This window comes from Nocardiopsis coralli, from assembly GCF_014892575.1.
Classification (GTDB): domain Bacteria; phylum Actinomycetota; class Actinomycetes; order Streptosporangiales; family Streptosporangiaceae; genus Nocardiopsis; species Nocardiopsis coralli.
In genome coordinates, this window is the sequence record NZ_JADBGI010000044.1 from 1 (window position 1) to 23,038 (window position 23,038).

Below are 23,038 nucleotides of genomic sequence, written 5' to 3' on the forward strand. Positions count from 1 at the left end.
CACCCCTGACACTCAATGCCCTGCCGGGAGTGCCGGGGCTCGGAGGACACCCGCACACGTGTCACCCCTGACACTCAATGCCCTGCCGGGAGTGCCGGGGCGGCTTGTGCCGTCGCAGGAGCGAGCCACCATGCCCACGCCGCAAGCGTTGGTCGCAATGGGGTCACCACAGGGGGATTGTTGTGCCCACCGTTCTTTTGGCTGCGGGCGGGGGCCTCGGGGGAGCGGGTGGTTCGTCGATGCGGGTCGGGTCAGCCCGGCGAACAGGGCCGGAACGCACACCCCGAGGCGCCGTGCTCAGCCCACCACAACACCGACTCACTCCCACCCATCCAAGACCGATCGGGGGTGGCGCCGATGAGGGTTGCGTGAGGGCCCGGCCGGGCTAAGATCCCGGCCCCGACGAACCACCACCCCCGAGGCAACACCACAGAACACCCCACCCCCGACCCACCCCCGACCCACCCCCGAGCCACCCACGAGCCACCCCGAACGCCACCCCCCGAACGCCACCCCCCCCGAACGCCACCCCACACCTCGACACCCCCACTCCGCACCCCCTGAACAGGACCGGACCGGAGATCCTCCCGCTGACCGGGAACCCGCGCCCGCGTTCCCGCATCCGCGCTTAGCGTCAGGGCCCCGAGCGAGGGAAAGGGGCGCCGATGAGGCGATTCGACGGCAAACGGGCCCTGGTCACCGGCGCCGCCTCGGGGATCGGACGGGCCACGGTGGTTCGCCTGGTCTCCGAGGGGGCTGCGGTCCTGGCGGTGGACCGGGACACCGAGGGGCTGCACAAGACGATGGCCGCTGCCGAAGGGCTCGCGGGCCACGCCGTCCCGCACACGGCCGACGTGACCGACGAGGTGTCGGTCGAGGGCGCGGTGGGCGCGGCCGTGAGCACGTTCGGCGGGCTCGACGTGCTCGTCAACGTGGCGGGGATCCACCGGGCCACGCCGATCGAGGATCTGACCGTCGACGACCTGCACGCCCTGTTCTCCGTCAACCTGGTCGGCACCGCACTGTTCTGTCGCGCGGCCGTGCCCCACCTGGGCGAGGGCGGGGCCGTGGTCAACGTCGCCTCGGCCGCGGCGATCCAGGGCAACCCGTACATGAGCGCCTACTCCGCCTCCAAGGGTGCCGTGCTCTCCTTCTCCCGCAGCCTGGCCGCCGAGCTGGTCGGGCGCGGTATCCGGGTGGTCCCGGTATGCCCGGGGGAGGTCGCCACGCCGCTGACCGCAGGGGGCGCGGTCCCCGAACACGTGGACCGTTCCTACTTCGGGCGGATCCGCTCGCTGCTGGGAGCGGCCACCCCCGAGCAGATCGCCGGTGTGCTCGCCTTCGCCGCCTCCGAGGACGGCGGGTACGTCACCGGGACCGAACTGACCGTCGACGGCGGGTCCCGTACCTGAGGGCCCGGAGAGGAGACCGGAACATGGCTCGACGTGTGGTGGTGAGCGGGGCGGCGTCGGGGATCGGCGCGTCCCTCACCCGGATGCTGCAGGAACAGGGCGACGAGGTCGTCGGTGTGGACCTGCACGGGACGGCGGTGTGCGCCGACCTGTCCACGGAGGAGGGCCGCGCGGGCGCGGTCGCGGGCGTGCTCGAGGCGGCCGGCGGCCGGGTCGACGCGGTGGTGGCGTGCGCGGGACTGTCGGTGCCCGAGCCGACGGCGGTGCGGGTCAACCTCTTCGGCGCCGTCGCGCTCCTGGAGGGCCTGCGCCCGGCGCTGGCTGAGGCCGGGGCCCCGCGGGCGGCGGTCGTGGGTTCCATCACCGGAACCGGGGTGGTCGACGAGCAGCTGGTCAGTGCCTGCCTGGCCGGGGACGAGACCGCGGCGACCGCCCGCGCCCGGCAGATGACCGACGGCGGGTCCGGCGGGCTCATCTACCCGTCGTCGAAGTCGGCGCTGGCCCAGTGGGTGCGCGCCCGCTCGGTGGCCCCGGGGTGGGCGGGGGAGGGGATCGCCCTCAACGTCGTGGCCCCCGGGGTCGTGCGTACCCCCATGACCGAGGCGCTCCTGGACGACGAACGCATGCGCGCGGCCATGGACGAGGCCGTCCCGATGCCGCTGAACGGCCACGCAGGCCCCGACGCCGTGGCCGGGGCGCTGCGCTGGCTGGTCTCGGCGGAGAACACCCACGTGACGGGGCAGGTCCTCTACGTCGACGGGGGCGCGGAGGCGACCCTGCGCGGGCCGGGCCGTTTCTAGCGGGGCGCGGCCGAGTTCCCCACCCCGGTGGTGTCGAGCTCGGCCACCCCGTAGGCCGCGTACCCCTTCCGCGGGTCGCGTCCGGCGAAGTAGGGGCCGAGCTCGCCGGCCAGTTCCTCGGGGGTGAACACCCCGCCGGCGCTGATGAAGGTCTGCTCCACCTCGGGCGCGGCCATGACCGCGACCATGTCCCCGTAGACCACGAAGACCTGCCCGGAGATCGCCTCCGCCTCGGGGGAGGCCAGGTAGGACACGAAGGTGCCGACCCGGTCGGGGGAGAGGATGTCCGTCCCGGCACCCCCGGCCGCGTCCGCGCCGTCCTCGCGCCCCGCGAAGACGTCCGCGGTCATCCCGGTCCGGGCCCGCGGGCAGATCGCATTGGCGCGCACCCCGTACTTGGCCAGGCCCTGCGCGGCCGACAGGGTCAGCGCGGTGATCCCGGCCTTGGCGGCGGAGTAGTTGGGCTGGCCCGCCCCGCCGAACAGGAACGCCTCGGAGGATGTGTTGACCAGGCGTGCGTACACCGGTCCGCCCGTGCGCTTGCTCTCCTCGCGCCAGTACGCCCCCGCTGCCCGTGAGAGCGCGGCGTGCCCCTTGAGGTGGACCCGGATCACGTCGTCCCAGTCCTGCTCGGAGAGGTTGAACAGCATCCGGTCGCGGGTGATGCCGGCGTTGTTGACCACGATGTCGAGCCCGCCGAGTTCGTCCACGGCGGTGCGCACCAGCTTCTCGCCCATCGCCCACTCGCCGACGTCGCCGCGCACGGTCACGGCAGAGCACCCCGTCGCGCGGATCTGCTCGGCGACCTCCTCGGCGGCGGGGCCGGTGTCGTTGACGACCACGTCGGCGCCCCGGCCGGCCAGGGCCAGCGCCTCACTGCGGCCGAGCCCGGCCCCCGCGCCGGTGACGACGGCGGTGCGGCCCTCCAGGTTCACGGCGGAACTCATGAGCCTCTCCTGTCCTGTGCTCGGAAGTGGTGGCCCAAAAATAAAATTGATTTCACTTCTCAAGCGCACGGGTCCCGCTGAGTGGTCACAGGTCTCCCCAAAAACAAGAATCAATTCTAGTATCGCGGCATCGAATCGGGAACGGGAGATCCACATGTCCGAGGCCGTGATCGTCGACGCCGTACGCACCCCCGTCGGAAAGCGCCGCGGGGCCCTGTCCGGCATCCACGCAGCCGACCTGCTCGGCCGCACACAGAAAGGCCTGCTGGAACGCTCCGGCCTCGACCCGGGCGAGGTCGGCCAGGCCGTCGGGGGCTGCGTCACCCAGGCCGGGGAACAGTCCAACAACGTCACCCGCCAGGCCTGGCTACACGCCGGGCTGCCCCACCGCACCGCCTGCACGACCATCGACTGCGCCTGCGGTTCGGCCCAACAGGCGGTGCATCTGGTCGCCGGGCTCATCGCGTCCGGCGCCGCGCACACCGGCATCGGCTGCGGCGTCGAGTCCATGAGCCGGGTCTTCCTCGGGCAGGCCGTCACCCCCGAGACCGGAGACCCGCGTCCGGACGACTGGACCCTCGACCTGCCCGACCAGTTCACCGCCGCCGAGCGCATCGCCCGCCGCCGCGGCATCACCCGGGCCGACACCGACGCGTTCGGGCTGCGTTCCCAACAGCGCGCCGCCCACGCCTGGGACGAGGGCCGCTTCGACCCCCAGATCCTCCCGGTGCACACGGAGCACACCACCCTCACCCGTGACGAAGGGTTGCGCGCCACCAGCGCCGACGCCCTGGCCGCGCTCGACCCCGTCCTTCCCGACGGGGTCCACACCGCCGGTACCACCTCGCAGATCAGCGACGGCGCCGCGGCCGTCCTCCTCATGAGCGCCGAACGCGCCCGCGCCCTCGGCCTGCGCCCCCGGGCCCGGATCCGCGCTTCCACGATGGTCGGCTCAGAGCCCTACTACCACCTGGACGGCCCCGTCGACGCGACCACGGACGTGCTCGACAAGGCCGGTATGACCCTGGACGACATCGACCTCGTCGAGGTCAACGAGGCCTTCGCCTCCGTCGTGCTCTCCTGGGCGCGCGCCCACGGTGCCGACCTCGACCGCGTCAACGTCAACGGCGGCGCCATCGCTCTCGGTCACGCCGTCGGTTCCACCGGTGCCCGCCTCATCACCCAGGCCCTGCACGAACTCGAACGCTCCGACACCACCACCGCGCTCGTGACCATGTGCGCCGGCGGGGCCCACGCCACCGCCACCGTCGTCGAACGGATGTGAGGCAGCCATGACCATCGCACTGACCGAGGAACACCACGCTCTCCGCGACTCCGTGCGCGCCCTCGCCGAACGCCACTGCGGCACCGCCGGCGTGCGTGCCGCCGTCGACGCCGACCGTGAGCAGCGCCCGCCGTTCTGGAACACCCTCGCCGAACAGGGGCTGCTCGGCCTCCATCTGCCCGAACAGGACGGCGGATCCGGGTACGGCCTGACCGAGCTCGCCGTGGTCGCCGAGGAACTGGGCCGTGCCCTGCTCCCGGGCCCCTTCCTGCCCACCGTGCTCGCCGCGGCCGTACTGCAGCGGGCCGGGCACCGCGCACCCCTGCCCGGGCTGGCCGACGGCACCCGCATCGGCGCTGTCGCCCTGCGCCCGGGCGGACTACGCCTGGAAGACGGAGCGCTCACGGGGGTCTCGGAACCGGTCATGGGCGGACCGTGCGCCGACCTGTTCGTGCTCCCGGCCGTCGAGGGCGACCGCGTCCGTTGGGCCGTGGTGCACCGCGCATCCGTGCACGTGGAGGAACTTCCGGGCCACGACCTCACCCGACGCCCCGCCCGCGTCCACGCCGACCGGGTGGCCCTCGCCCCCGACGACCTGCTCGACGCGCTCGGCGAGCACGACGTGCTCGACCTGGCCGCGGTGCTGCTCTCCGCGGAGGCCTCCGGGACCGCCGCGTGGGCCACCGCCACCGCGGCCGAGTACGCCGCCGCACGCGAGCAGTTCGGCCACCCCGTCGGCCGGTTCCAGGGCGTCAAACACCGGTGCGCGCGCATGCTCACCCGCACCGAACAGGCCCGCGCCTGCGCCTGGGACGCCGCCCGTGCCATGGACACCGCGCCCGGGCGCAGCGAGGCCGCCCTGGCCGCCGCCGTCGCCGGTGCCACCGCGGTCGAGGCCGCGTTCTCCACCGCAAAGGACTGCATCCAGACCCTCGGCGGTATCGGCTTCACGTGGGAACACGACGCCGGGCTCCACCTGCGCCGGGCCCAGGCCTCACGTGTCCTGCTCGGCCCCACCGCCCACTGGCGCGCCCGCACCGCCCGCCTCACCCTCGACGGGGCACGCCGCCGGCTCGGCGTCGACCTCCCACCCGAGGCCGAGGACGTGCGCGCACGCGTCCGCGCCGACCTCGCCCCCGCCCGCGACCTCGACGGACCCGGACGCCACGCCTTCCTCGCCGAACACGGGTACACCGTCCCGCACCTGCCCGCGCCCTGGGGCCGCGACGCCGACGCCCTCACCCAGCTCGTCATCGCCGAGGAGCTCGAGGACGCCGGGCTCGAACCGGCCGATCTGGTCATCGGCGCCTGGGTCGTGCCCACCCTCGCCGCCCACGGCAGCCCCGACCAGCAACAGCGGTTCCTGCCGTCCACGCTGCGGGGCGAGGTGTCCTGGTGCCAGCTCTTCAGCGAGCCCGGGGCCGGATCCGACCTGGCCGCGCTCAGCACCCGCGCCGAGAAGGTCGACGGCGGGTGGCGCATCACCGGGCAGAAGGTGTGGACCTCCCTCGCACGGGAGGCCCAGTGGGGGATCCTGCTCGCGCGTACCGACCCCGAGGCGCCCAAACACCGCGGGCTGTCCTACTTCCTGCTGGACATGGCCGCGCCCGGCATCGACATCCGGCCCCTGCGCGAGATCACCGGCGACGCCCTGTTCAACGAGGTCTTTCTCGACGGGGTGTTCGTCCCGGACGACGCGCTGGTCGGCGAGCCCGGGCACGGATGGCGCCTGGCCCGCACGACCCTGGCCAACGAACGGGTGTCCCTGACCGATGGGTCAGCGTTCGGCTCTGGCGTCGAGGACCTGCTCGACCTGGCCCGCACCGATCCGGACGGCGCGGACACACACCGGCTCACCGAGCTCGGCGGGATCCTGTGCGACGCGCAGAGTGTGGCCCTGCTCGGCCTGCGCGCCACACTCCGGTCGATCTCCGGCGCGCAGCCCGGCGCGGAGTCCAGCGTCGGCAAGCTCCTCGGCGTCGAACACCTGCAGCAGGTCCTGGAGACGGCCGTGGAGTGGCACGGCCCCGAGGCCCTGACCGGCGAACACGGCGACACGGGTGCCGCCTGGCGCTTCCTCAACTCCCGCTGCATGTCGATCGCCGGCGGCACCACCGACGTGCAGCTCAACATCATCGGCGAACGCCTGCTCGGCCTGCCCCGCGACCTCTGAAGGAGCCCTCATGCCCATCGACCCCGCACGTGCGCTCGCGGCAGAGCCCACCCGGACCACGGTCTCCTGGACCCGCCGCGACGTGCTGCTCTACCACCTGAGCCTGGGCGCCGGCGCCGGAACCGACCCCGAACCCGCCTACACCTACGAGGACGGACTGCAGACCCTGCCGACCTTCGCGGTCGTCGCGGGGCAGGGCATCTCCGCAGGCGACGCTCCCACTGCTGCCCCCGCAACGCCCGGCATCGACGTCGCACTGCGCCGCCTGCTCCACGCCGGGCAGGGGCTGACCGTGCACCGGCCGATCCCCGCCGCCGGGACCGCCACCCTCACCTCGCGCGTCACCGGGGTCCAGGACAAGGGCAAGGCCGCCCTGATCGTGTACGAGCACGCGGCGACCGGGGACGACGGAGTCCCCCTGTGGACGACCACCACCCGCATCTGGGCCCGCGGGGAGGGCGGTTTCGGCGACGACCCCGCGACCGCCCCGGAGCCGGAGCTGCCCGCCACACCCCCCGACCGCGAACCCGACCTCGTGCACGAGCACACCACCGACCCCCGCCAGGCGCTCCTGTACCGGCTCAACGGCGACCTCAACCCGCTGCACGCCGACCCCGCCACCGCGCGCGCCGCCGGTTTCGACCGGCCGATCCTGCACGGGCTCGCCACCTACGGGATGCTCGCCAAGACCGTCACCGACCGGGTCCTGAACGGGGACGCACGTCGGCTCACCTCCCTGGCCGTACGTTTCGCCGGCCCGTTCACCCCCGGAGAGACGGTGCGCACCGAGATCTGGCGCACCGGTGACGACCTGCTGCTACGGGCCACCTGCCCCGAACGCGGAGCCCCCGTGCTCACCCACGCGCGTGCGGGGGTCCTGCGGTGACGGCCGGCACCGAGCAGCCCGAGCTGACCTCGCCCGGAACCGGGACCGGGATCGACGCCGCAGCGGACGCGGCCCGCCGGGTGATCGAGTCCCTGCTGCGCTCGGGGGACCGGGGCGGCACCGATCTGGACACCGTCGCCGACCGCCTCAACGCCGTCGCCGACGACCTCGACCGCGGCGCCCCCGACCTCGCCGCACGCATGGTGCACATGTGGCGCGGCGACGGCGTGACCCGGCACGACCCCGTCACCGGCCCCGAGAACGCCATCGCCCCGCCCCTGCACCTGACCGGGTGCGAGGACGGCTCCGTCGAGGCAACCGTCGAACTCGGCCTGGCCCACCAGGGGCCTCCCGGGTACGTGCACGGCGGGATGTCGGCGCTGTTGCTCGACCACACCCTCGGCGTCGCCAACCACTGGGCGGGGCTGTCCGGGATGACGGCCGAGCTCACGCTGCGCTACCTGCGCCCCACGCCTCTGTTCACCCCGCTCACCGTCGCCGCGCACCAGGTGAGTGTGGACGGGCGCCGGATCCGCACCAGTGGCAGCATCTCCGCCGACGGGCGCGAGTGCGTGCGGGCCGAGGGGTTGTTCGTGGCCACCCACCCCGCACGCCCCCGCTGAACCCGGGGCCGCCGGCTCACTCTTCGTCGCCGGCGGCCACCTCGAGCATCCGCCGCCGCACCTTCCCGGTTGCGTTGCGGGGCAGAGCACGGTCACAGATGCTCCAGCGGGACGGAACCTTGAAGTAGGCCAGTTCCCCGCGCACGAAATCCGCCAACTCCTGCTCCGTCAACGGCTCCGCGCCCTCCCGGACGACGAAGGCCATCACCTCCTGGCCCAGGTCCGGGTGGGGCGCGCCCAACACCGCGCACTCCCGCACCCGCGGGTGTTCGGCCAGCACCGCCTCGACCTCGGCCGGGTACACGTTCTCCCCGCCCCGCAGGATCAGGTCCGAGCGTCTCCCGGTGATGCTCACCCGGCCCTCGCGCAGCACCCCGATGTCGCCGGTGTGGAACCACCGGTCCGCACGCAGGGCCTTGGCGGTGGCCTCGGCGTCCTCCCAGTAGCCCAGCATCGTGAACGGGCTGCGCACACAGATCTCGCCCTCCTCGCCCTCGGGGAGCGCACGCCCCTGCGCGTCGCGGATCTCCAGCTCCACCGCCGTGATCGGCCGACCCAGCGTGCCCGGGTCCTCGGCCAGGTCCGCGGGGCTCGCGGCCGCCACCGCCGTCGCCGTCTCCGTGAGCCCGTAACTGTCCACGAGGTTGTGCCGCGCCGCCGGGAACCCCTTGCGAAGCCGCTCCTTGAACGCCGGCGACGAGGGCGCCGACGCCAGCGAGAACGCCGTCAACGACGACAGGTCGTGCTCGCCGGCGCGCCCGTACTCCAGGATCCGGTGCGCCATCGTCGGCACCGCGCCCCAGTTGGTCACCCGCTCGCGCTCGATCAGCTCCAGCACCCGCTGCGCGTCGAACGCCCCCTGGTGCACGACCAACGTGTTGCCGTCCGCCATGCGCGGCACCGCCAGGTTGTGCAGCCCCGCGATGTGGAACAGCGGCAGCGCCAGCAGGTACCGCCGTACCTCCGGCTCCGCCGGGTCGAACGCCCGCGCCAACTCGCGTGTGAGCCGGTGGTACTCCACGACCGAGGCGAGGTTGCGGTGCGAGTGCACGGCGCCCTTCATCCGCCCCGACGTGCCGCTGGTGTACAGGATCACCGCGGGGTCGTCCTCGTCGGTGTCCAGCACCCGGACACGCTCACCCGGATGCCGGCCGGCCAGCCGCGGAACGTCCTCCTCGAGCGTCAGCAGGGGGAGCCCCGGACGCTCCGTGCCGCCCATCAGTTCGGTGCGGCGCGCGTCGGCCAGCAGCACTCGGGCGTCGGTGTGGTCGAGGGCGTACTCGACCTCGCGCCGCGACCACCAGGCGTTGCAGGCCACCGCGACCGCCCCGGCCGCCACGACCGCCCAGAACGCCAGGATCCACTCCGGGCTGTTCGCGCCGTTGATCGCGACGCGGTCGCCGGGCCGCACCCCGTACCCCTCCCGCAGCACCCGGGCCAGCGACGCGGCCTGCCGGGCGTGCTCGGCAAAGCCCACCTTCCGGTCGGCGGTGATCAGGTAGGGCCGGTCACCGTACCGGGGCGCGTCGGCCAGGATCTCGCTCAGGTTCCGCGCCCGGTGCCGGAACACCCGCATCCTGGTACCGAGCACCTCCTCCTCGCGCAGTTCGAACGGGCCGCCGGGGCCGGTCAGGCGGGTCATCGTCTCGTTCAGGTCCGGTCGTGGTCCCGTTGCTGCACTCATCCGCTTCCTTTCCGCCGTCCCCGTGGAACGCGTGGAGCCGCGCGCGTGTATTGAGTCACACCCTCGTGCGTGCAACGAGCCGGAGGCCGCACGGTTCCCGGTCACCGGGACGGATGGACCCCGCCCGTCCTGCCCGCGCCGACGATGGCGGCACGTTCACGCACGTCCCACGGAAGGCACACGGATGGGAACACTCGACGGCAGGACCGCGCTGGTCACCGGCGGCGGACGCGGCGTCGGGCAGGGCATCGCGCTCGCCCTGGCGGGGGAAGGGGCGAAGGTCGCGGTCCTGGGCCGCTCGCCCGGGCCCCTGGAGGCGACCTGCACACTGGTCCGGGAACGGGGCGGGCGCGCCGAACCCGTGCCCTGCGACGTCTCGGAGACCGCCGCCGTGCCCGGCGCCGTCGAACGGGCGGCCGCCCTTCTGGGGCCGGTCGACATCCTGGTCAACAACGCCTACAGCGGCGCGTACGGGCGCCTGGAGACCCTCGACGACGCGGACCTGCGGCGCGGGTTCGACAGCGGCCCGTTCGCCGCGTTCGCGTTCATGAAGGCGTGCCGGCCCCACATGCTCGAACGGGGCGGCGGACACGTCGTCAACGTCATCAGCTCCGCGGTGGCCCGCTGGGACCCCAGCTCCTACGGGGCCTACGCCGCCGCGAAACAGGCGCTGCGTTCCCTCTCGCGCACGGCCGCCGCCGAGTGGGGCCGCGACGGGATCCGCGTCAACGCCATCGCCCCGCTCGCCCTCTCGCCGGGGCTGCGCGGGTGGGCCGAACGCAACCCCGAGGAGGCCGAGGAGTTCATCTCCTCCGTGCCACTGGGCTACCTGGGTGACTGCGAGGAGGACATCGGCCGCGCCGTCGCCATGCTCACCGGCCCCGACGCGCGTTACCTCACCGGTGCCACCCTCGGCCTCGACGGTGGGCAGGCCCCCTTCGGGTGACCGCCCGGACCTCCCGGCCAGTGGGACGCCCAGCGCACGCCCGCCACCGTCTCCCTACCGTCGGTCCCGCCACCAGACCCGGCCGCCCGGACGGAGGACCACCGTGACCCACCCCCGACCCCCGGAACCCGAGGTCCCGGACGTACTCGCCCCCGCCAGACTCGGCCCGGTGACCCTGCGCAACCGCGTGGTCAAGGCCGCCACCTACGAAGGACTCAGCCGCCGCAGCCTGGTCACCGACGCCCTCGTCGACTTCCACGCGGCCCACGCCGCAGGCGGGGTAGGCATGACGACCGTCGCCTACTGCGCTGTCGCGCCCGAGGGCCGCACCGACCGCCGCCAGATCCTGTGGCGCCCCGAGGCCCTGCCCGGGCTGCGCCGCCTCACCGACGCCGTGCACGCCGAGGGCGCCGCCGTCTCCGCGCAGATCGGCCACGCCGGCCCCGTCGCGAACCCGAAGTCCAACGGCCTGCCCGCCCTCGCACCCGGGCGGTTCTTCCACGCCACCACCACGAGCGTCACCCACCGCGCCACCCGCTCCGACCTGGCCCGCATCGTGCGTGCACACGGGCGCGGCGCGAGCATGGCGATCGAGGCCGGGTTCGACGCCGTCGAGGTCCATCTGGGCCACAACTACCTCGCCAGCTCCTTCCTCAGCCCGCGCATCAACCGCCGCACCGACGAGTACGGCGGCAGCCTCGCCAACCGCGCCCGCCTGGCCCGCGACATCCTCCGCGCGGTGCGCGACGCGGTCGGCGACCGGATCGCGATCCTGGCCAAGCTCAACATGGACGACGGGGTCCCCGGCGGGTTCTGGCTCGACGAAGCCATCCCGGTGGCGCAGTGGCTGGAGCAGGACGGCACCGTGGACGCCCTCGAACTCACCGCGGGCAGCTCCCTGCTCAACCCGATGTACCTGTTCAAGGGCGACGCACCCCTGCGCGAGTTCGCTGCCGCCATGCCCCAACCGGTCAAGCTCGGCGTGCAGCTCTTCGGCAAGCACAAACTGCACGCCTACCCTTACCGCGACGCCTACCTGCTCGAGGACGCCCGCCAGATCCGGGCCGCCGTCGACCTGCCCCTGGTGCTGCTCGGCGGCATCACCGACCGGGCCTCGATGGACCTGGCCATGCGCGAGGGGTTCCAGTTCGTGGCCATGGCCCGCGCCCTGCTGCGCGAACCCGACCTGCTGCACCGGATCGCGAAGGACCCCGCGACCCCGTCCCTGTGCGTGCACTGCAACAAGTGCATGACCGCGACCTACGGCGGCACCCACTGCGTGCTCGCACCCGACGCCCTGCGCAACACGGACCGGGGAGCACAGGCATGACCGGGCCCACCGTCGCCGACCTGCTCCTGGCCCGCGGGGGCGACCACCGCCCCGGGCTGCGCACCCGCGAACACACCTGGACCTGGGACGAGGTCGTGCGCGAGAGCGCCGCCCGCGCCGACCTGGCCCGGCGCCTGCCGGGGGAGGGCCCCCTCCACATCGGGCTCCTGCTGGAGAACGTGCCCGAGTACGTGTTCTGGCTCGGTGCGGCAGCCCTGGCCGGCGCCACCGTGGTCGGCATCAACCCGACCCGGCGCGGCTCCGACCTGGAGCAGGAGGTCGCGCACACCGACTGCCGGGCCATCGTCACCGACCGGGCCGGCGCCGCGCTGCTGGACGGACTCGACGTGGGGGTACCGCGCGAGCGGTTCCTGCTGGTCGACGGGCCCGAGTACGCCGAGCGGCTGGGGTCCACCCCGCCGCGGGCAGTGCAGGCCCCCGGCGTCACCGCAGACACCCAGCTCCTGCTGCTGTTCACCTCCGGCACCACCGGACGTTCCAAGGCGGCCCGGTGCACCCAGGGGCGCCTGGCCACGCTCGGCCGCTCCAACGCCGACAAGTACCGGGTGACCCCGCAGGACACCGCCTACTGCTGCATGCCGCTCTTCCACGGCAACGCCCTCATGGCTTTGTGGGCGCCCGCCCTGGCCACCGGCGCGTGTGTCGCGCTCACCCCGCGCTTCTCCGCCTCCGGGTTCCTGCCCGACGTGCGGTTCTTCGGGGCCACCTACTTCACCTACGTCGGCAAGGCGGTCTCCTACGTCCTGGCCGTGCCCGAACGCGGGGACGACCACGACAACCCGCTCACCCACGCCTTCGGGACCGAGGCCTCACCGGAGGACCGCGCCGCGTTCCGGCGCCGCTTCGGCTGCCGCCTGATCGAGGGGTACGGCTCCAGCGAGAGCGCCGGCATGATCCGACTGTCGCCGCAGGCCCCCGACACGGCCCTTGGCCTGCCCGCGCACGCCGGCGTACGGGTCGTCGACCCCGGTTCCCTGGAGGCCTGCCCGCCGGCCCGCCTCGACGACCACGGCCGGGTGCTCAACAGCCAGGACGCCGTCGGCGAGATCGTCGACACCGAGGGCGCCGCCCGGTTCGAGGGTTACTACAAGAACCCGGAGGCCGACGCCGAACGGGTCCGCCACGGCTGGTACTGGACCGGCGATCTCGGCTACCTCGACGACGCCGGGTTCCTGCACTTCGCCGGGCGTTCGGGCGACTGGATCCGCGTCGACGGCGAGAACACCTCCGCGCTGACCACCGAACGCATCCTGCGCCGCCACCCCCGGATCCTGGCCGCGGCGGTCTTCGCGGTGCCCGACCCGCGCTCCGGCGACCAGATGATGGCCGCGGTCGAGGTCCCCGAGGGCACCGGCTTCGACGACCTGGACCTGCCCGCCTTCCTCGAAGCGCAGGAGGACCTGGGCATCAAGGGCGCGCCCCGCTACGTGCGGCTGTCGCACGCACTGCCGACGACCGGTTCCAACAAGATCCGCAAGAAGGAACTCCGGCTGCAGGCCTGGATCACCGGCGACGAGGTTCACCGCCGGGCGGGGCGCGGGCGGACCGAGTACAGACCGATGACCGCCGCGGACCGGGACGCACTGCACGCCGAGTTCGCCGCCAACGGGCGCCTGCGGTTCCTGCCGACGGCGGTGGAGAGCGGGGTGGGCACACATGGACCTGCGTGAGACCGGTGAACAGCAACGCCTGCGCACGGAACTGCGCACCTACTTCGCGGGGCTGCTGCCCGAACACGAACGCCGCGCCGCCGGGGAAGAGGGGGTCGGCGGTGACCGGTTCCGGGAGATCGTCGCCCGGCTCGGCGCCGACGGGTGGCTCGGCCTGGGCTGGCCCACCGAGTACGGGGGACAGGGGCGCTCGGCCGAGGACCAGTACGTCTTCTTCGACGAGGTCCAGCGCGCCGGGCTCCCGTTCCCCTTCGTCACCGTCAACACCGTCGGCCCCACCCTCATGAACCACGGGACCGAAGAACAGCGCCGCCGGTACCTGCCGGGCATCCTCGCCGGCGAGACGGTCTTCGCGATCGGTTACACCGAACCCGGCGCCGGCACCGACCTGGCCTCGCTCACCACCCGCGCCGAACGCGACGGCGACGACTACGTGGTGCACGGCAGCAAGATCTTCACCAGCGGCGCCAACACCGCCGACCACATCTGGCTGGCCTGCCGTACCGATCCGGACGCGCCGAAACACCGCGGCATCACCATCCTCATCGTGCCCACCGACGCACCCGGTTTCTCCTGGAGCCCGATCCGCACCGTCGGCGGCATGCTCGTGACCGCCACCTACTACGACGGTGTCCGGGTACCCGCCGAGAACGTGGTCGGGGAGCCCGGCGGCGGCTGGGACCTCATCACCACCCAGCTCAACCACGAACGCATCGGCCTGGCCGCCCTGGGCGGGCGCATGCTCGGCCTCTGGGAGGACGTGTGCGCCTGGTCCCGCGACCACGGCGCCCTCGACCTGCCGTGGGTACGCCAGGACCTCGCCCGCGCCCACGCCGAGCTGGAGGCGATGCGGCTCGTCAACCACAAGATGACCGCCGCCGTGGCACACGGGTCCCTGACCGGGGCCGACGCGGCCGCTGCGAAGGTCTACGGCACCGAGACCCACGTGAGTGTGCAGCGCACCCTGCTCGGGGTCCTGGGCGCCGCCGGCCGCCTGCGCCCGGGCTCACCCGGGGCGGCGCTGGCCGGCCAGGTGGAACAGCTCTCCCGCCAGGGCATCGTCAACACCTTCGGCGGCGGGGTGAACGAGGTGCTGCGCGACATGATCGCCGTCCAGGGGCTGGGTCTGCCCCGCGGAAGGAGGCGCTGATGGGCAGCCCCCACGAACCCCATGAGTCACACAGCTCACAGGAGGAACGGTTGCGGGCCTTCGTCGGGCGCACGCTCGGGCCTCCCCGCCGCGCCCAGGACCCGGTCAACCTGCCGATGATCCGCCACTGGGTCGAGGCCCTGGGTGTGGACAACCCCGTCCACCTGGACGAGGACGCCGCCCGCGCGGCCGGGCGCGCGGGCGTGGTGGCGCCCGCGACGATGGTGCAGGCCTGGACCATGCGCGGGTACGCGGCCACCCAGGCGCCCCCGCCCGACGACGGTTCCGGGGCGCTGGTGGCAGAGCTGGCGGAGCAGGGCTACACGTCCGTGGTCGCCACCGACTCCGAGTTCGAGTTCCACCGCGAGCTCGTACCAGGCGACCGCGTGGAGGTCGAGGAGCGCGTCGAACGGATCTCCCCGGAGAAGGCCACCGCGCTCGGCCCCGGACGGTTCGTGACCACCGTGCGCACCTACCGCGACGCCCACGGGCAGGCGGTGGCCACCCAGCGCTGGCGCACCCTCCGGTTCCGCCCGCGACAGCCCGACCCCGAGCCGCCGGCGCTGCGGCCCAGGCCCGCGGTCAACCGCGACAACGCCTTCTGGTTCGAGGCCGCGCGCGAACACCGCCTGGTGATCCAGCGCTGCGTTTCCTGCGGAGAGCTGCGCCACCCGCCCGGCCCCTGCTGCCCGCACTGCCGCTCCTTCGAGTGGGACACCGTCCAGGCCTCCGGAGACGCACACGTGCACACCTTCACCGTCGTGCACCACCCCCGCCACCCCGCCTTCGACCTGCCCCACATCGTGGCCGTCGTGGACCTGGCCGAGGGCACCCGGCTGATCACCGACCTGGTCGGGACCGCCCCCGAACACGTCAGGGTCGGCATGCCGGTGCGCCTGCGCTGGCTCGAGGCCGACCCCGACCTCACGCTCCCGGTCTTCGCCCCGCACGAGCAGGAGGACCCCTGATGGACTTCACCCTCGACGAGGACGTACGTGCGGTGCACGACCTGGCCGAACGCATTCTCACCGACCGAGCCACCCCCGAACGCATCGGCAAGGTCGAGTCCGGGCCCGAGCGCGTCGACACCGACCTGTGGGCGGACCTGGCCGGCGCCGGGCTGCTCGGCCTCCCGATCCCGGAGGAACACGGGGGCGCAGGGTTGGGCCCCGCCGCCGTGTGCGCGCTCCTGGAGGAACAGGGACGCACCGTCGCGCCCGTCCCGCTGTGGACCGCCGCCGTCGCCGCGCTCGCCATCGGCCGCCACGGGACCGCCGAACAGCGCCGCGCCCTGCTGCCGACGCAGGCCGCCGGTGCCTCCCGAACCACGCTCGCCCTGGAGGAGTACGGCCCCCACGCCCCCGCCGAACCCCGGTGCACCGCCGTGCCCGACGGTCCCGGATGGCGCCTGGCCGGCGAGAAGGCCGCCGTGCCCTCACCGGCCGGCGCCGACCACGTGCTCGTCTCCGCCCGAACCGGGCAGGGAAACGGGCTCTTCCTCCTGCCCACCGCGGCCGACGGCGTCCGCTGGGACCCGGTCACCACCACCGACCGCGACCGCGCCGCCGCCCTGCGCCTGGAGAACGCCCCCGCCCAGGCCCTCGGGTCCCCCGGGGACGGCACGCTCGAACACACCCTGGACCTGGCCGCCACCGCCCTGGCCGCCCTCCAGCTGGGCACCGCCCGCGGAGCCCTGGACCTGGCCGCCGCCCACCTGGCCGCACGCGAACAGTTCGGCCGGCCCCTGGCCACGTTCCAGGCCGTGCAACACCAGCTCGCCGACTGCTACATCGGCATCGACGCACTGCGCGTGTGCCTGTGGCAGGCCGTGGCCGCGCTCGAGGAGGAACGCCCCGCCACGTCCGAGGCCCTGGTCGCGCACTGGTGGGCCGCCCGCGCCGGCACCGACACCGTGCACCGCGTCCAACACCTGCACGGGGGCGTGGGAGTGGACGTCGACCACCCCGTGCACCGGTACTTCCTGTGGGCCAAACAGACCGCCGGGACCCTCGGCGGCGACAGCGCCACCCTGGCCGCCCTCGGCGACACCCTCGCCGACCGGCTCCGCACCGGGGTCCGGGCCGGCGACACCCTCCCGGAGCTCTCCCTGCCCCTGACCCGCACCTTCGTCATCGCGTCCGCCCTCGCCACCCGCGACTACCAGGACGTGCACCACGACCCCGACCTCGCCCGCGCCCGCGGCTCCGAGGACGTGTTCATGAACATCCTCACCACCAACGGCCTCGTGGAGCGCTACGTCACCGACTGGGCCGGGCCCGCCGCCGTGCTGACCGCCCTGCGCATCCGCCTGGGCGCACCCAACCTGCCCGGCGACACCTTCGTGCTCAACGGCGAGGTCACCGCCGTGCACCCCGACCGCACCGTCGAGATCGCCGTACGCGGCACCAACAGCCGCGGCACCCACGCCCACGGAACCGCCGTGGTGCGCCTGCCCGGGAAGGAGACCCCGTGACCCGCACCGCCCCCCGGCCCGGGGCCGCGGCGGTGGCCGGCATCGGCGCCACCGAGTTCTCCAAGGACTCCGGACGCAGCGAGCTCAGCCTGGCCTGCGAAGCCGTCCTGGCCGCCCTCGACGACGCCGGTCTGGAGCCCCCCGACGTCGACGGCCTGGTCACCTTCACCGCCGACACCACCCCCGAGGCCGAGCTCGCCCGCGTCACCGGCATGGGCGAGCTGGCCTTCTTCTCCCGTGTCGGTTACGGCGGCGGCGCGGCCTGCGGGACCCTCCACCAGGCCGCCATGGCCGTGGCCACCGGCGCCGCCCGCGCCGTGGTCTGCTACCGAGCCTTCAACGAACGCTCCGGCGTGCGCTACGGGCTCGGCCAGGCCGACCGCCCCCTGGCCACCGGCGCAGACCGGGCCGCCTACTCCTGGATCACACCGTTCGGGCTGTCCACCCCCGCCCAGTGGGTGGCGATGTTCGCCCGGCGGTACATGCACGAGTACGGCGCCACCAGCGAGGACTTCGGCCGCGTGGCGGTGCTCTCGCGCGCCCGCGCCGCCACCAACCCCCGCGCCTGGTTCCACGGCCGTCCCATCACGCTCGCCGACCACCAGGCCTCCCGCTGGATCGCCGAACCCCTGCACCTGCTCGACTGCTGCCAGGAGACCGACGGCGGCCAGGCGCTGGTCGTGGTCTCCGCCGAGCACGCGCGCACCCTGCGCCGTCCGCCGGCCGTCCTGGCCGCCACCGCCCAGGGGTCCGGCCCCGACCAGCACATGATGACCAGCTACTACCGGCCCGACATCACCGGCATCCCGGAGATGGGCCTGGTCGCCCGCCGCCTCTACGAACAGGCCCGCACCGGCCCCGACGGCATCGACGCGGCGATCCTCTACGACCACTTCACCCCGCTGGTGCTGCCCCAGCTCGAGGAGCTCGGGTTCTGCGCACCCGGGGAGGCCCGCCACTTCGTCGCCGACGGCCACCTCGAGCCCGGCGGACGCCTGCCCGCCAACACCCACGGCGGCCAGATCGGCGAGGCCTACCTGCACGGCATGAACGGCATCGCCGAGGCGGTCCGGCTCGTCCGCGGCACCTCGGTCAACCAGCCCCGGGAGGTGGGCCGGGTCCTGGTCACCGCGGGGACCGGCGTGCCCACCAGCGGGCTCGTCCTGGAAGGAGAACGGTGAACGCCGGAACCTGGCGGGGACACGACCTCGGAACCCGCACCACCAGCTACGACGAACGCGAAGCCATCCTCTACGCCCTCGCCGTCGGGGCGCGCGCCGACGACCTCGACCTCGTCTTCGAGGAACGCCTGCGCGTGCTGCCCACGTTCGCGCTCACCCGCGCCCAGTGGGCCCCCGACGCCCTCGGCGAGCTCGGCGCCTTCGACACCGCCACCGCGGTGCACGGGTCCCAAAAGCTGCGTGTGCTGCGTCCCCTTCCGCGCTCCGGGGAACTGACGATGTCGGCCTACGTCGCCGAGGTGTGGGACAAGGGGTCGGCCGCGGTCTTCGACGTGGAGGTGGTCAGCTCCCACTTCGTTGCCACCTGGTCGCTGTTCGCGCCGGGCCGCGGCGGGTTCGGCGGGCGCCGGGGTCCCTCCGCCCCGAGACCGCAGGAGCAGGGGCCCGGCCACACCCTCGACCTGTCGACCTCCACCGAACAGGCCGCCCTGTACCGGCTCCTGGGTGACCGGCACCACATGCACATCGACCCGGAGGCGGCGAAGGAGGCCGGAATGCCCCGCCCGTTCCTGCACGGGCTGTGCACCCTCGCCTCGGCCGTGCTGCCCCTGGCCGACGCGGCCGGCGAACACCCCGCCGACCTCACCGAGCTGGAGGGACGGTTCACCGCGCCCGCCTTCCCCGGGGACCGGCTCCGGATCAAGGCCTGGGAGCACGGGCGGGGCACCGGACTGCGCTTCGAGGCCGGCGCCCCGGACGGACCGGTGGCGCTGTCGGCCGGGCGGGCTCAGTTCCGCGTCGCCACGTAGCGCGCGGGGACCTCGCCCCCTCCGTGCACGGCCAGATCGGCGCCGTTGACGTAGGCGGCCCGGTCCCCGCCCAGGTACAGGCACGCGTCGGCCACGTCGTCGGGCCGGGCCATCCGCTCCATGGGGATCAGCCCGGCCACCGCGGCGCCGCCGTCCTCCCCGTACTCCCCGGCGGCCGCCTCGGTGCGCACCAACCCCGTGGTGATGTGGTTGACCCGCACCCGGGGCGCCCACTCCAGCGCCAACGCCCGCGTCAGGGCGAGCAGCCCCGCCTTCGCCGCGGTGTAGGCGGCCGTGCCCGGCTGCGGGTCGTGGGCGGCCACACTGCCGATGTTGACGATCGACCCGCCCTCCTCCCGGCCCTGCATGACACCGTTCGCGGCCTGCGCCACGTAGAAGGGCGCGAGCAGGTTGAGGTCCACGATCCTGGCCACGAACCGGGGTGAGACCGTCGCCGCCTCCGCCGAGGGCGACCCGCCGGCGTTGTTGACCAGCACGTCCAACCGGCCCAGGTGCGCGGCGGCCTCCTCCACCAGCCGCGCCGCCTCGGACGGGTCCCGGATGTCGGCCGACACGAACCGTGCCGTCCGGCCCCCGCCGCTCGGGAGCGTGTCCGGGGTGCGCCGGCCGCCCACGACCACCCGCGCCCCCGCCTCAAGGAACCGCCGCGCGACCACGGCACCGATGCCCTGGGTCCCGCCGGTCACCAGGACCGTTCGCCCGCTCAGATCCGTCGTCGTGCCCATCGCCGTCCTCTCCGCGCTGCGCGCACTGCTCGGGCCGCCACGGGCCCCGGAACGGCCGACCCTAGGAACCCCCACCCTCCGCGGGGGAGCCGGTACCGCTCACCGGGACCCGCCGCCACCGCACCCCCGTGCCGGGCCACGCTGGTCGCCACACCACCGGCAACCCGACAGGGAGCGCGCACGCATGGGTACGGACGAGGCGCTGACGATCCCGGGGGCCCTGGCCCGCGCGAGGCGGGACCACCCCTCCACCGAGGCCGTCGTGGACGGGCACACCCGGCTGACCTACGCCGACCTCGGCGCCGCCGTCGACCGGGCCGCCCGCGCGTTCCGGTCCCACGGGGTGGGACGGGGAGACCCGGTCGCGATCTGGGCCCCCAACGGGCTGCCGTGGATCCTCGCGGCCCTGGGTGCGCTGTCCGCCGGCGCCGTGCTGGTACCGCTCAACACCCGGTACAAGGGGGAGGAGGCGCACTGGATCCTGGCGCGCAGCCGTGCCCGGTTCCTGTTCGTGGAGAACGCCTTCCTCGGCCAGGACTACCTGGGCATGCTCGGCGCCCGGGGCACCGAACCCGGCGTGCCCGGCCTGCCCGACCTGCGCTCCGTGGTCACCTTCGACGCCGCACCCGTGCCCGGGGCCCTGCCCTGGACCGGCTTCCTGGCCTCCGGCGACCACGACCCCCGTCCCGTGCCCGCTCCCGGCCCCGACGACCTCTCCGACGTGCTCTTCACCTCCGGCACCACCGGCCGCCCCAAGGGCGTGATGTGCACCCACGCACAGAACGTGCGCACCTTCGACGCCTGGTGCGAACGCACGGGGCTGGAACACGGCGACCGCTACCTGGTGATCAACCCGTTCTTCCACTGCTTCGGTTACAAGGCCGGCATCGTCGCGTGCCTGCTGCGCGGAGCCACCATGGTGCTCCAGCCGGTCTTCCGCGCCGAGGAGACCCTGCACCTGGTCGAGGCCGAACGCATCACCGTCCTGCCGGGGCCCCCGACCATCTACACCACCCTGCTCGACACCCCGGGGCTGGCCGAGCGCGACGTCTCCACCCTGCGCCTGGCCGTGACCGGCGCCGCCTCGGTCCCGGTCCGCCTCGTCGAACGCGTGCGCACCGAACTCGGCATGCACGTGGTCACCGCCTACGGCCTCACCGAGTCCTGCGGAACCGTCACCGTCTGCTCCCTCGGCGACGGCGACACCACCGTGGCCACCACCTCCGGCCGCCCCATCGAGGGCGTGGACGTACGCATCTCCGACGCCGGAGAGGTCCTCGTGCGCGGCCACAACGTCATGCGCGGCTACCTGGGGGAGGAGGCCGCCACCGCAGAGACCGTCGTGGACGGCTGGCTGCACACCGGCGACCTGGGCCGCCTCGACGGCAACGGCTACCTCACCATCACCGGGCGGCTCAAGGAGATGTTCACCGTCGGCGGGTTCAACGTCTACCCCGCAGAGGTCGAACAGGTCCTCACCCGCCACCCCGACGTCTCCGAGGCCGCCGTCGTCGGTGTCCCCGACCCGCGCATGGGCGAGGTCGGGCGCGCCTACGTCACCGCCCGCCCCGGCACCGACCCCGACCGCGACGCCCTGGTCGCCCACTGCCGCGAACGCCTGGCCAACTTCAAGGTGCCCCGGGAGGTCGTGGTCCTGGACGCCCTTCCGCGCAACGCCGCCGGCAAGGTCCGCAAGGTCGACCTGCCCACCGGATGAGGACGATCGACCGTTGGTCGGGGCGGCGGACGGTTCTGTGCTCGATGTCAGGAGCGAACGGCACGTTCGGGGTCGGGGTGTTCGATCGGGTTCGTTGGTGTTCCCTCGGGGTGGTGGTTCGTCGGGGTCGGGAACGATAGCCCGGCCGGCCCTGCGCGCAACCCGCGTCGGCGCCACCCCCTGATCTCCTGGATGGGCGGAGAGAGTGGCGGGTTGGGTGGTTGCCTCCCGTGGCGCCTCGGGGTGTGCGCTCCGGGCCTGTTCGCCGGGCTGTCCCGACCCGCATCGACGAACCCCCTTCGCCCCCGAGGCCCCCGCCCGCAGCCAAAAGAACGGTGGGTACTGCTATCCCCCTTGGGTACTTCATTGCGACCAACGGTCCAGGCGTGTGCGCGGTGGCTCGCTCCTGCGACGGCAACGGCACAGGCGAGCCCCGCGCGCTCCCGGCAGGGCATTGGGTGTCAGGGGTGGCGGCTGTGCGGGATCCTCCGACGCCCCGCGCACTCCCGGCCGCGCATTGAGTCCCAGGGGTGACACGCGTGTGGACAGCCGTCCTGGATTGGAGATTCTCCGATACCCCTGGGCTGATTTTTGGGCGCGACTTCCCCTGCCCCAGAATAACCGATAAAAAGCACCCCGCGGAGTTATCCACAGGACCATTTTTGCGGGGAATGCGGGCGACCGGAAATAGGTGTGAGTGGTGGCCCCGTGGCCGTTATTGGTAAGGGTTCTGTTTCCTTTGGGAAACTACCGCTTTCTGGCCCCGGGGCGTATTGTTGGATTATGGCGAACGACACCACCGGACACGCGCACTCGGCCCCGGGCACCGGCCCGGACCCGGCCGTGTCCGCGCTGATGGCCGCGGTGGCGGTGTTCATCCAGACTCTGTCCGGGGATGTGCCTTTCGGCACCGGCGGAACCGTTCTGGANATTTCCTTTGGGTAACTACCGCTTTCTGGCCCCGGGGCGTATTGTTGGATTATGGCGAACGACACCACCGGACACGCGCACTCGGCCCCGGGCACCGGCCCGGACCCGGCCGTGTCCGCGCTGATGGCCGCAGTGGCGGTGTTCATCCAGACTCTGTCCGGGGATGTGCCTTTCGGCACCGGCGGAACCGTTCTGGAGCGCATGAAGGCGGTGCGCGAACAGATCGATAAGCTCACCTTTTCCATGCTCGCGCCG

At 73.5% G+C, this 23,038-nt stretch carries 18 protein-coding genes and 1 pseudogene; 16 read left to right on the top strand and 3 right to left on the bottom strand.

Annotated elements, in window-relative coordinates:
• Positions 1–665: 665 nt before the first annotated feature.
• Both IDM40_RS27300 and IDM40_RS27305 read left to right on the top strand, forming a co-directional pair.
• The gene (locus IDM40_RS27300; RefSeq protein ID WP_193124963.1) at positions 666–1,412 is read left to right on the top strand and encodes an SDR family NAD(P)-dependent oxidoreductase; all 747 of its coding nucleotides are present in this window, start codon (positions 666–668) and stop codon (positions 1,410–1,412) included.
• Positions 1,413–1,435: 23 nt separating this feature from the next.
• Positions 1,436–2,212, top strand: coding sequence for an SDR family oxidoreductase (locus IDM40_RS27305; protein ID WP_193124964.1), 777 nt, complete (start codon positions 1,436–1,438; stop codon positions 2,210–2,212).
• Here the strand turns inward: IDM40_RS27305 and IDM40_RS27310 are convergent.
• Entirely contained in the window at positions 2,209–3,159 is a 951-nt protein-coding gene (locus IDM40_RS27310; protein WP_193124965.1) for a 3-oxoacyl-ACP reductase, read from the bottom strand. The genes IDM40_RS27305 and IDM40_RS27310 overlap by 4 nt on opposite strands.
• Before the next feature lie 154 nt (positions 3,160–3,313).
• Here IDM40_RS27310 and IDM40_RS27315 point away from each other — a divergent pair, with 154 nt between their 5' ends.
• The 4 genes from IDM40_RS27315 to IDM40_RS27330 are packed head-to-tail and all read left to right on the top strand — an operon-like array spanning position 3,314 to position 8,126.
• Positions 3,314–4,444, top strand: coding sequence for a steroid 3-ketoacyl-CoA thiolase (locus IDM40_RS27315; RefSeq protein WP_193124966.1), 1,131 nt, complete (start codon positions 3,314–3,316; stop codon positions 4,442–4,444).
• 7 nt (positions 4,445–4,451) lie between these two features.
• The gene (locus IDM40_RS27320) at positions 4,452–6,617 is read left to right on the top strand and encodes an acyl-CoA dehydrogenase (protein WP_193124967.1); all 2,166 of its coding nucleotides are present in this window, start codon (positions 4,452–4,454) and stop codon (positions 6,615–6,617) included.
• Between the two features lie 10 nt (positions 6,618–6,627).
• Entirely contained in the window at positions 6,628–7,503 is an 876-nt protein-coding gene (locus IDM40_RS27325) for a MaoC/PaaZ C-terminal domain-containing protein (protein WP_193124968.1), read from the top strand.
• Positions 7,500–8,126, top strand: a complete 627-nt coding sequence (locus IDM40_RS27330; protein ID WP_193124969.1) for a PaaI family thioesterase — start codon at positions 7,500–7,502, stop codon at positions 8,124–8,126. The genes IDM40_RS27325 and IDM40_RS27330 overlap by 4 nt, the downstream gene beginning before the upstream one ends.
• Before the next feature lie 16 nt (positions 8,127–8,142).
• Here the strand turns inward: IDM40_RS27330 and IDM40_RS27335 are convergent, their stop codons facing one another.
• Positions 8,143–9,810 carry a class I adenylate-forming enzyme family protein gene (locus IDM40_RS27335; RefSeq protein WP_193124970.1) on the bottom strand — a complete coding sequence of 556 codons (1,668 nt, stop codon included), beginning with the start codon at positions 9,808–9,810 and terminating at the stop codon, positions 8,143–8,145.
• 184 nt (positions 9,811–9,994) lie between these two features.
• Here IDM40_RS27335 and IDM40_RS27340 point away from each other — a divergent pair, with 184 nt between their 5' ends.
• The 8 genes from IDM40_RS27340 to IDM40_RS27380 all read left to right on the top strand — a co-directional run bounded on the left by IDM40_RS27340 (position 9,995) and on the right by IDM40_RS27380 (position 19,390).
• Positions 9,995–10,756 carry an SDR family NAD(P)-dependent oxidoreductase gene (locus IDM40_RS27340; RefSeq protein WP_193124971.1) on the top strand — a complete coding sequence of 254 codons (762 nt, stop codon included), beginning with the start codon at positions 9,995–9,997 and terminating at the stop codon, positions 10,754–10,756.
• A gap of 103 nt (positions 10,757–10,859) precedes the next feature.
• Positions 10,860–12,086 carry an NADH:flavin oxidoreductase gene (locus IDM40_RS27345; RefSeq protein ID WP_193124972.1) on the top strand — a complete coding sequence of 409 codons (1,227 nt, stop codon included), beginning with the start codon at positions 10,860–10,862 and terminating at the stop codon, positions 12,084–12,086.
• Positions 12,083–13,777: an AMP-binding protein gene (locus IDM40_RS27350; protein ID WP_193124973.1), complete on the top strand. Its 1,695-nt coding sequence runs from the start codon at positions 12,083–12,085 to the stop codon at positions 13,775–13,777. Before IDM40_RS27345 ends, IDM40_RS27350 begins: the two co-directional genes overlap by 4 nt.
• Complete coding sequence (locus IDM40_RS27355; RefSeq protein WP_193124974.1) at positions 13,764–14,927, top strand: acyl-CoA dehydrogenase family protein; 1,164 nt, start codon at positions 13,764–13,766, stop codon at positions 14,925–14,927. The genes IDM40_RS27350 and IDM40_RS27355 overlap by 14 nt, the downstream gene beginning before the upstream one ends.
• Positions 14,927–15,895 carry a bifunctional MaoC family dehydratase N-terminal/OB-fold nucleic acid binding domain-containing protein gene (locus IDM40_RS27360; protein ID WP_193124975.1) on the top strand — a complete coding sequence of 323 codons (969 nt, stop codon included), beginning with the start codon at positions 14,927–14,929 and terminating at the stop codon, positions 15,893–15,895. Before IDM40_RS27355 ends, IDM40_RS27360 begins: the two co-directional genes overlap by 1 nt.
• Positions 15,895–17,400, top strand: coding sequence for an acyl-CoA dehydrogenase family protein (locus IDM40_RS27365; protein ID WP_235998002.1), 1,506 nt, complete (start codon positions 15,895–15,897; stop codon positions 17,398–17,400). The genes IDM40_RS27360 and IDM40_RS27365 overlap by 1 nt, the downstream gene beginning before the upstream one ends.
• Positions 17,397–18,581: a lipid-transfer protein gene (locus IDM40_RS27375; RefSeq protein ID WP_193124976.1), complete on the top strand. Its 1,185-nt coding sequence runs from the start codon at positions 17,397–17,399 to the stop codon at positions 18,579–18,581. Before IDM40_RS27365 ends, IDM40_RS27375 begins: the two co-directional genes overlap by 4 nt.
• On the top strand, positions 18,578–19,390 hold the full coding sequence (locus tag IDM40_RS27380; protein WP_193124977.1) for a MaoC/PaaZ C-terminal domain-containing protein: 813 nt from the start codon (positions 18,578–18,580) through the stop codon (positions 19,388–19,390). Before IDM40_RS27375 ends, IDM40_RS27380 begins: the two co-directional genes overlap by 4 nt.
• Here the strand turns inward: IDM40_RS27380 and IDM40_RS27385 are convergent.
• Entirely contained in the window at positions 19,369–20,136 is a 768-nt protein-coding gene (locus IDM40_RS27385; RefSeq protein WP_193124978.1) for an SDR family oxidoreductase, read from the bottom strand. The genes IDM40_RS27380 and IDM40_RS27385 overlap by 22 nt on opposite strands.
• A 184-nt stretch (positions 20,137–20,320) precedes the next feature.
• Between IDM40_RS27385 and IDM40_RS27390 the strand changes: the two genes are divergently transcribed.
• Together IDM40_RS27390 and IDM40_RS27400 are read left to right on the top strand one after the other, a co-directional pair.
• Positions 20,321–21,853, top strand: a complete 1,533-nt coding sequence (locus IDM40_RS27390) for a FadD3 family acyl-CoA ligase (protein WP_193124979.1) — start codon at positions 20,321–20,323, stop codon at positions 21,851–21,853.
• A 981-nt stretch (positions 21,854–22,834) separates the two neighbouring features.
• Positions 22,835–23,038, top strand: a pseudogene (locus IDM40_RS27400) (HNH endonuclease signature motif containing protein); the annotation flags it as partial.

Excerpts from the sequence above, each read along its gene's own strand:
- IDM40_RS27315 (WP_193124966.1), top strand. The coding sequence starts at position 3,314 with ATGTCCGAGGCCGTGATCGTCGACGCCGTACGCACCCCCGTCGGAAAG.
- IDM40_RS27300 (WP_193124963.1), top strand. The coding sequence starts at position 666 with ATGAGGCGATTCGACGGCAAACGGGCCCTGGTCACCGGCGCCGCCTCG.
- IDM40_RS27390 (WP_193124979.1), top strand. The coding sequence starts at position 20,321 with ATGGGTACGGACGAGGCGCTGACGATCCCGGGGGCCCTGGCCCGCGCG.
- IDM40_RS27325 (WP_193124968.1), top strand. The coding sequence starts at position 6,628 with ATGCCCATCGACCCCGCACGTGCGCTCGCGGCAGAGCCCACCCGGACC.
- IDM40_RS27335 (WP_193124970.1), bottom strand. The coding sequence starts at position 9,810 with ATGAGTGCAGCAACGGGACCACGACCGGACCTGAACGAGACGATGACC.
- IDM40_RS27365 (WP_235998002.1), top strand. The coding sequence starts at position 15,895 with ATGGACTTCACCCTCGACGAGGACGTACGTGCGGTGCACGACCTGGCC.
- IDM40_RS27340 (WP_193124971.1), top strand. The coding sequence starts at position 9,995 with ATGGGAACACTCGACGGCAGGACCGCGCTGGTCACCGGCGGCGGACGC.
- IDM40_RS27320 (WP_193124967.1), top strand. The coding sequence starts at position 4,452 with ATGACCATCGCACTGACCGAGGAACACCACGCTCTCCGCGACTCCGTG.
- IDM40_RS27385 (WP_193124978.1), bottom strand. The coding sequence starts at position 20,136 with ATGGGCACGACGACGGATCTGAGCGGGCGAACGGTCCTGGTGACCGGC.
- IDM40_RS27310 (WP_193124965.1), bottom strand. The coding sequence starts at position 3,159 with ATGAGTTCCGCCGTGAACCTGGAGGGCCGCACCGCCGTCGTCACCGGC.
- IDM40_RS27360 (WP_193124975.1), top strand. The coding sequence starts at position 14,927 with ATGGGCAGCCCCCACGAACCCCATGAGTCACACAGCTCACAGGAGGAA.
- IDM40_RS27350 (WP_193124973.1), top strand. The coding sequence starts at position 12,083 with ATGACCGGGCCCACCGTCGCCGACCTGCTCCTGGCCCGCGGGGGCGAC.
- IDM40_RS27305 (WP_193124964.1), top strand. The coding sequence starts at position 1,436 with ATGGCTCGACGTGTGGTGGTGAGCGGGGCGGCGTCGGGGATCGGCGCG.
- IDM40_RS27355 (WP_193124974.1), top strand. The coding sequence starts at position 13,764 with ATGGACCTGCGTGAGACCGGTGAACAGCAACGCCTGCGCACGGAACTG.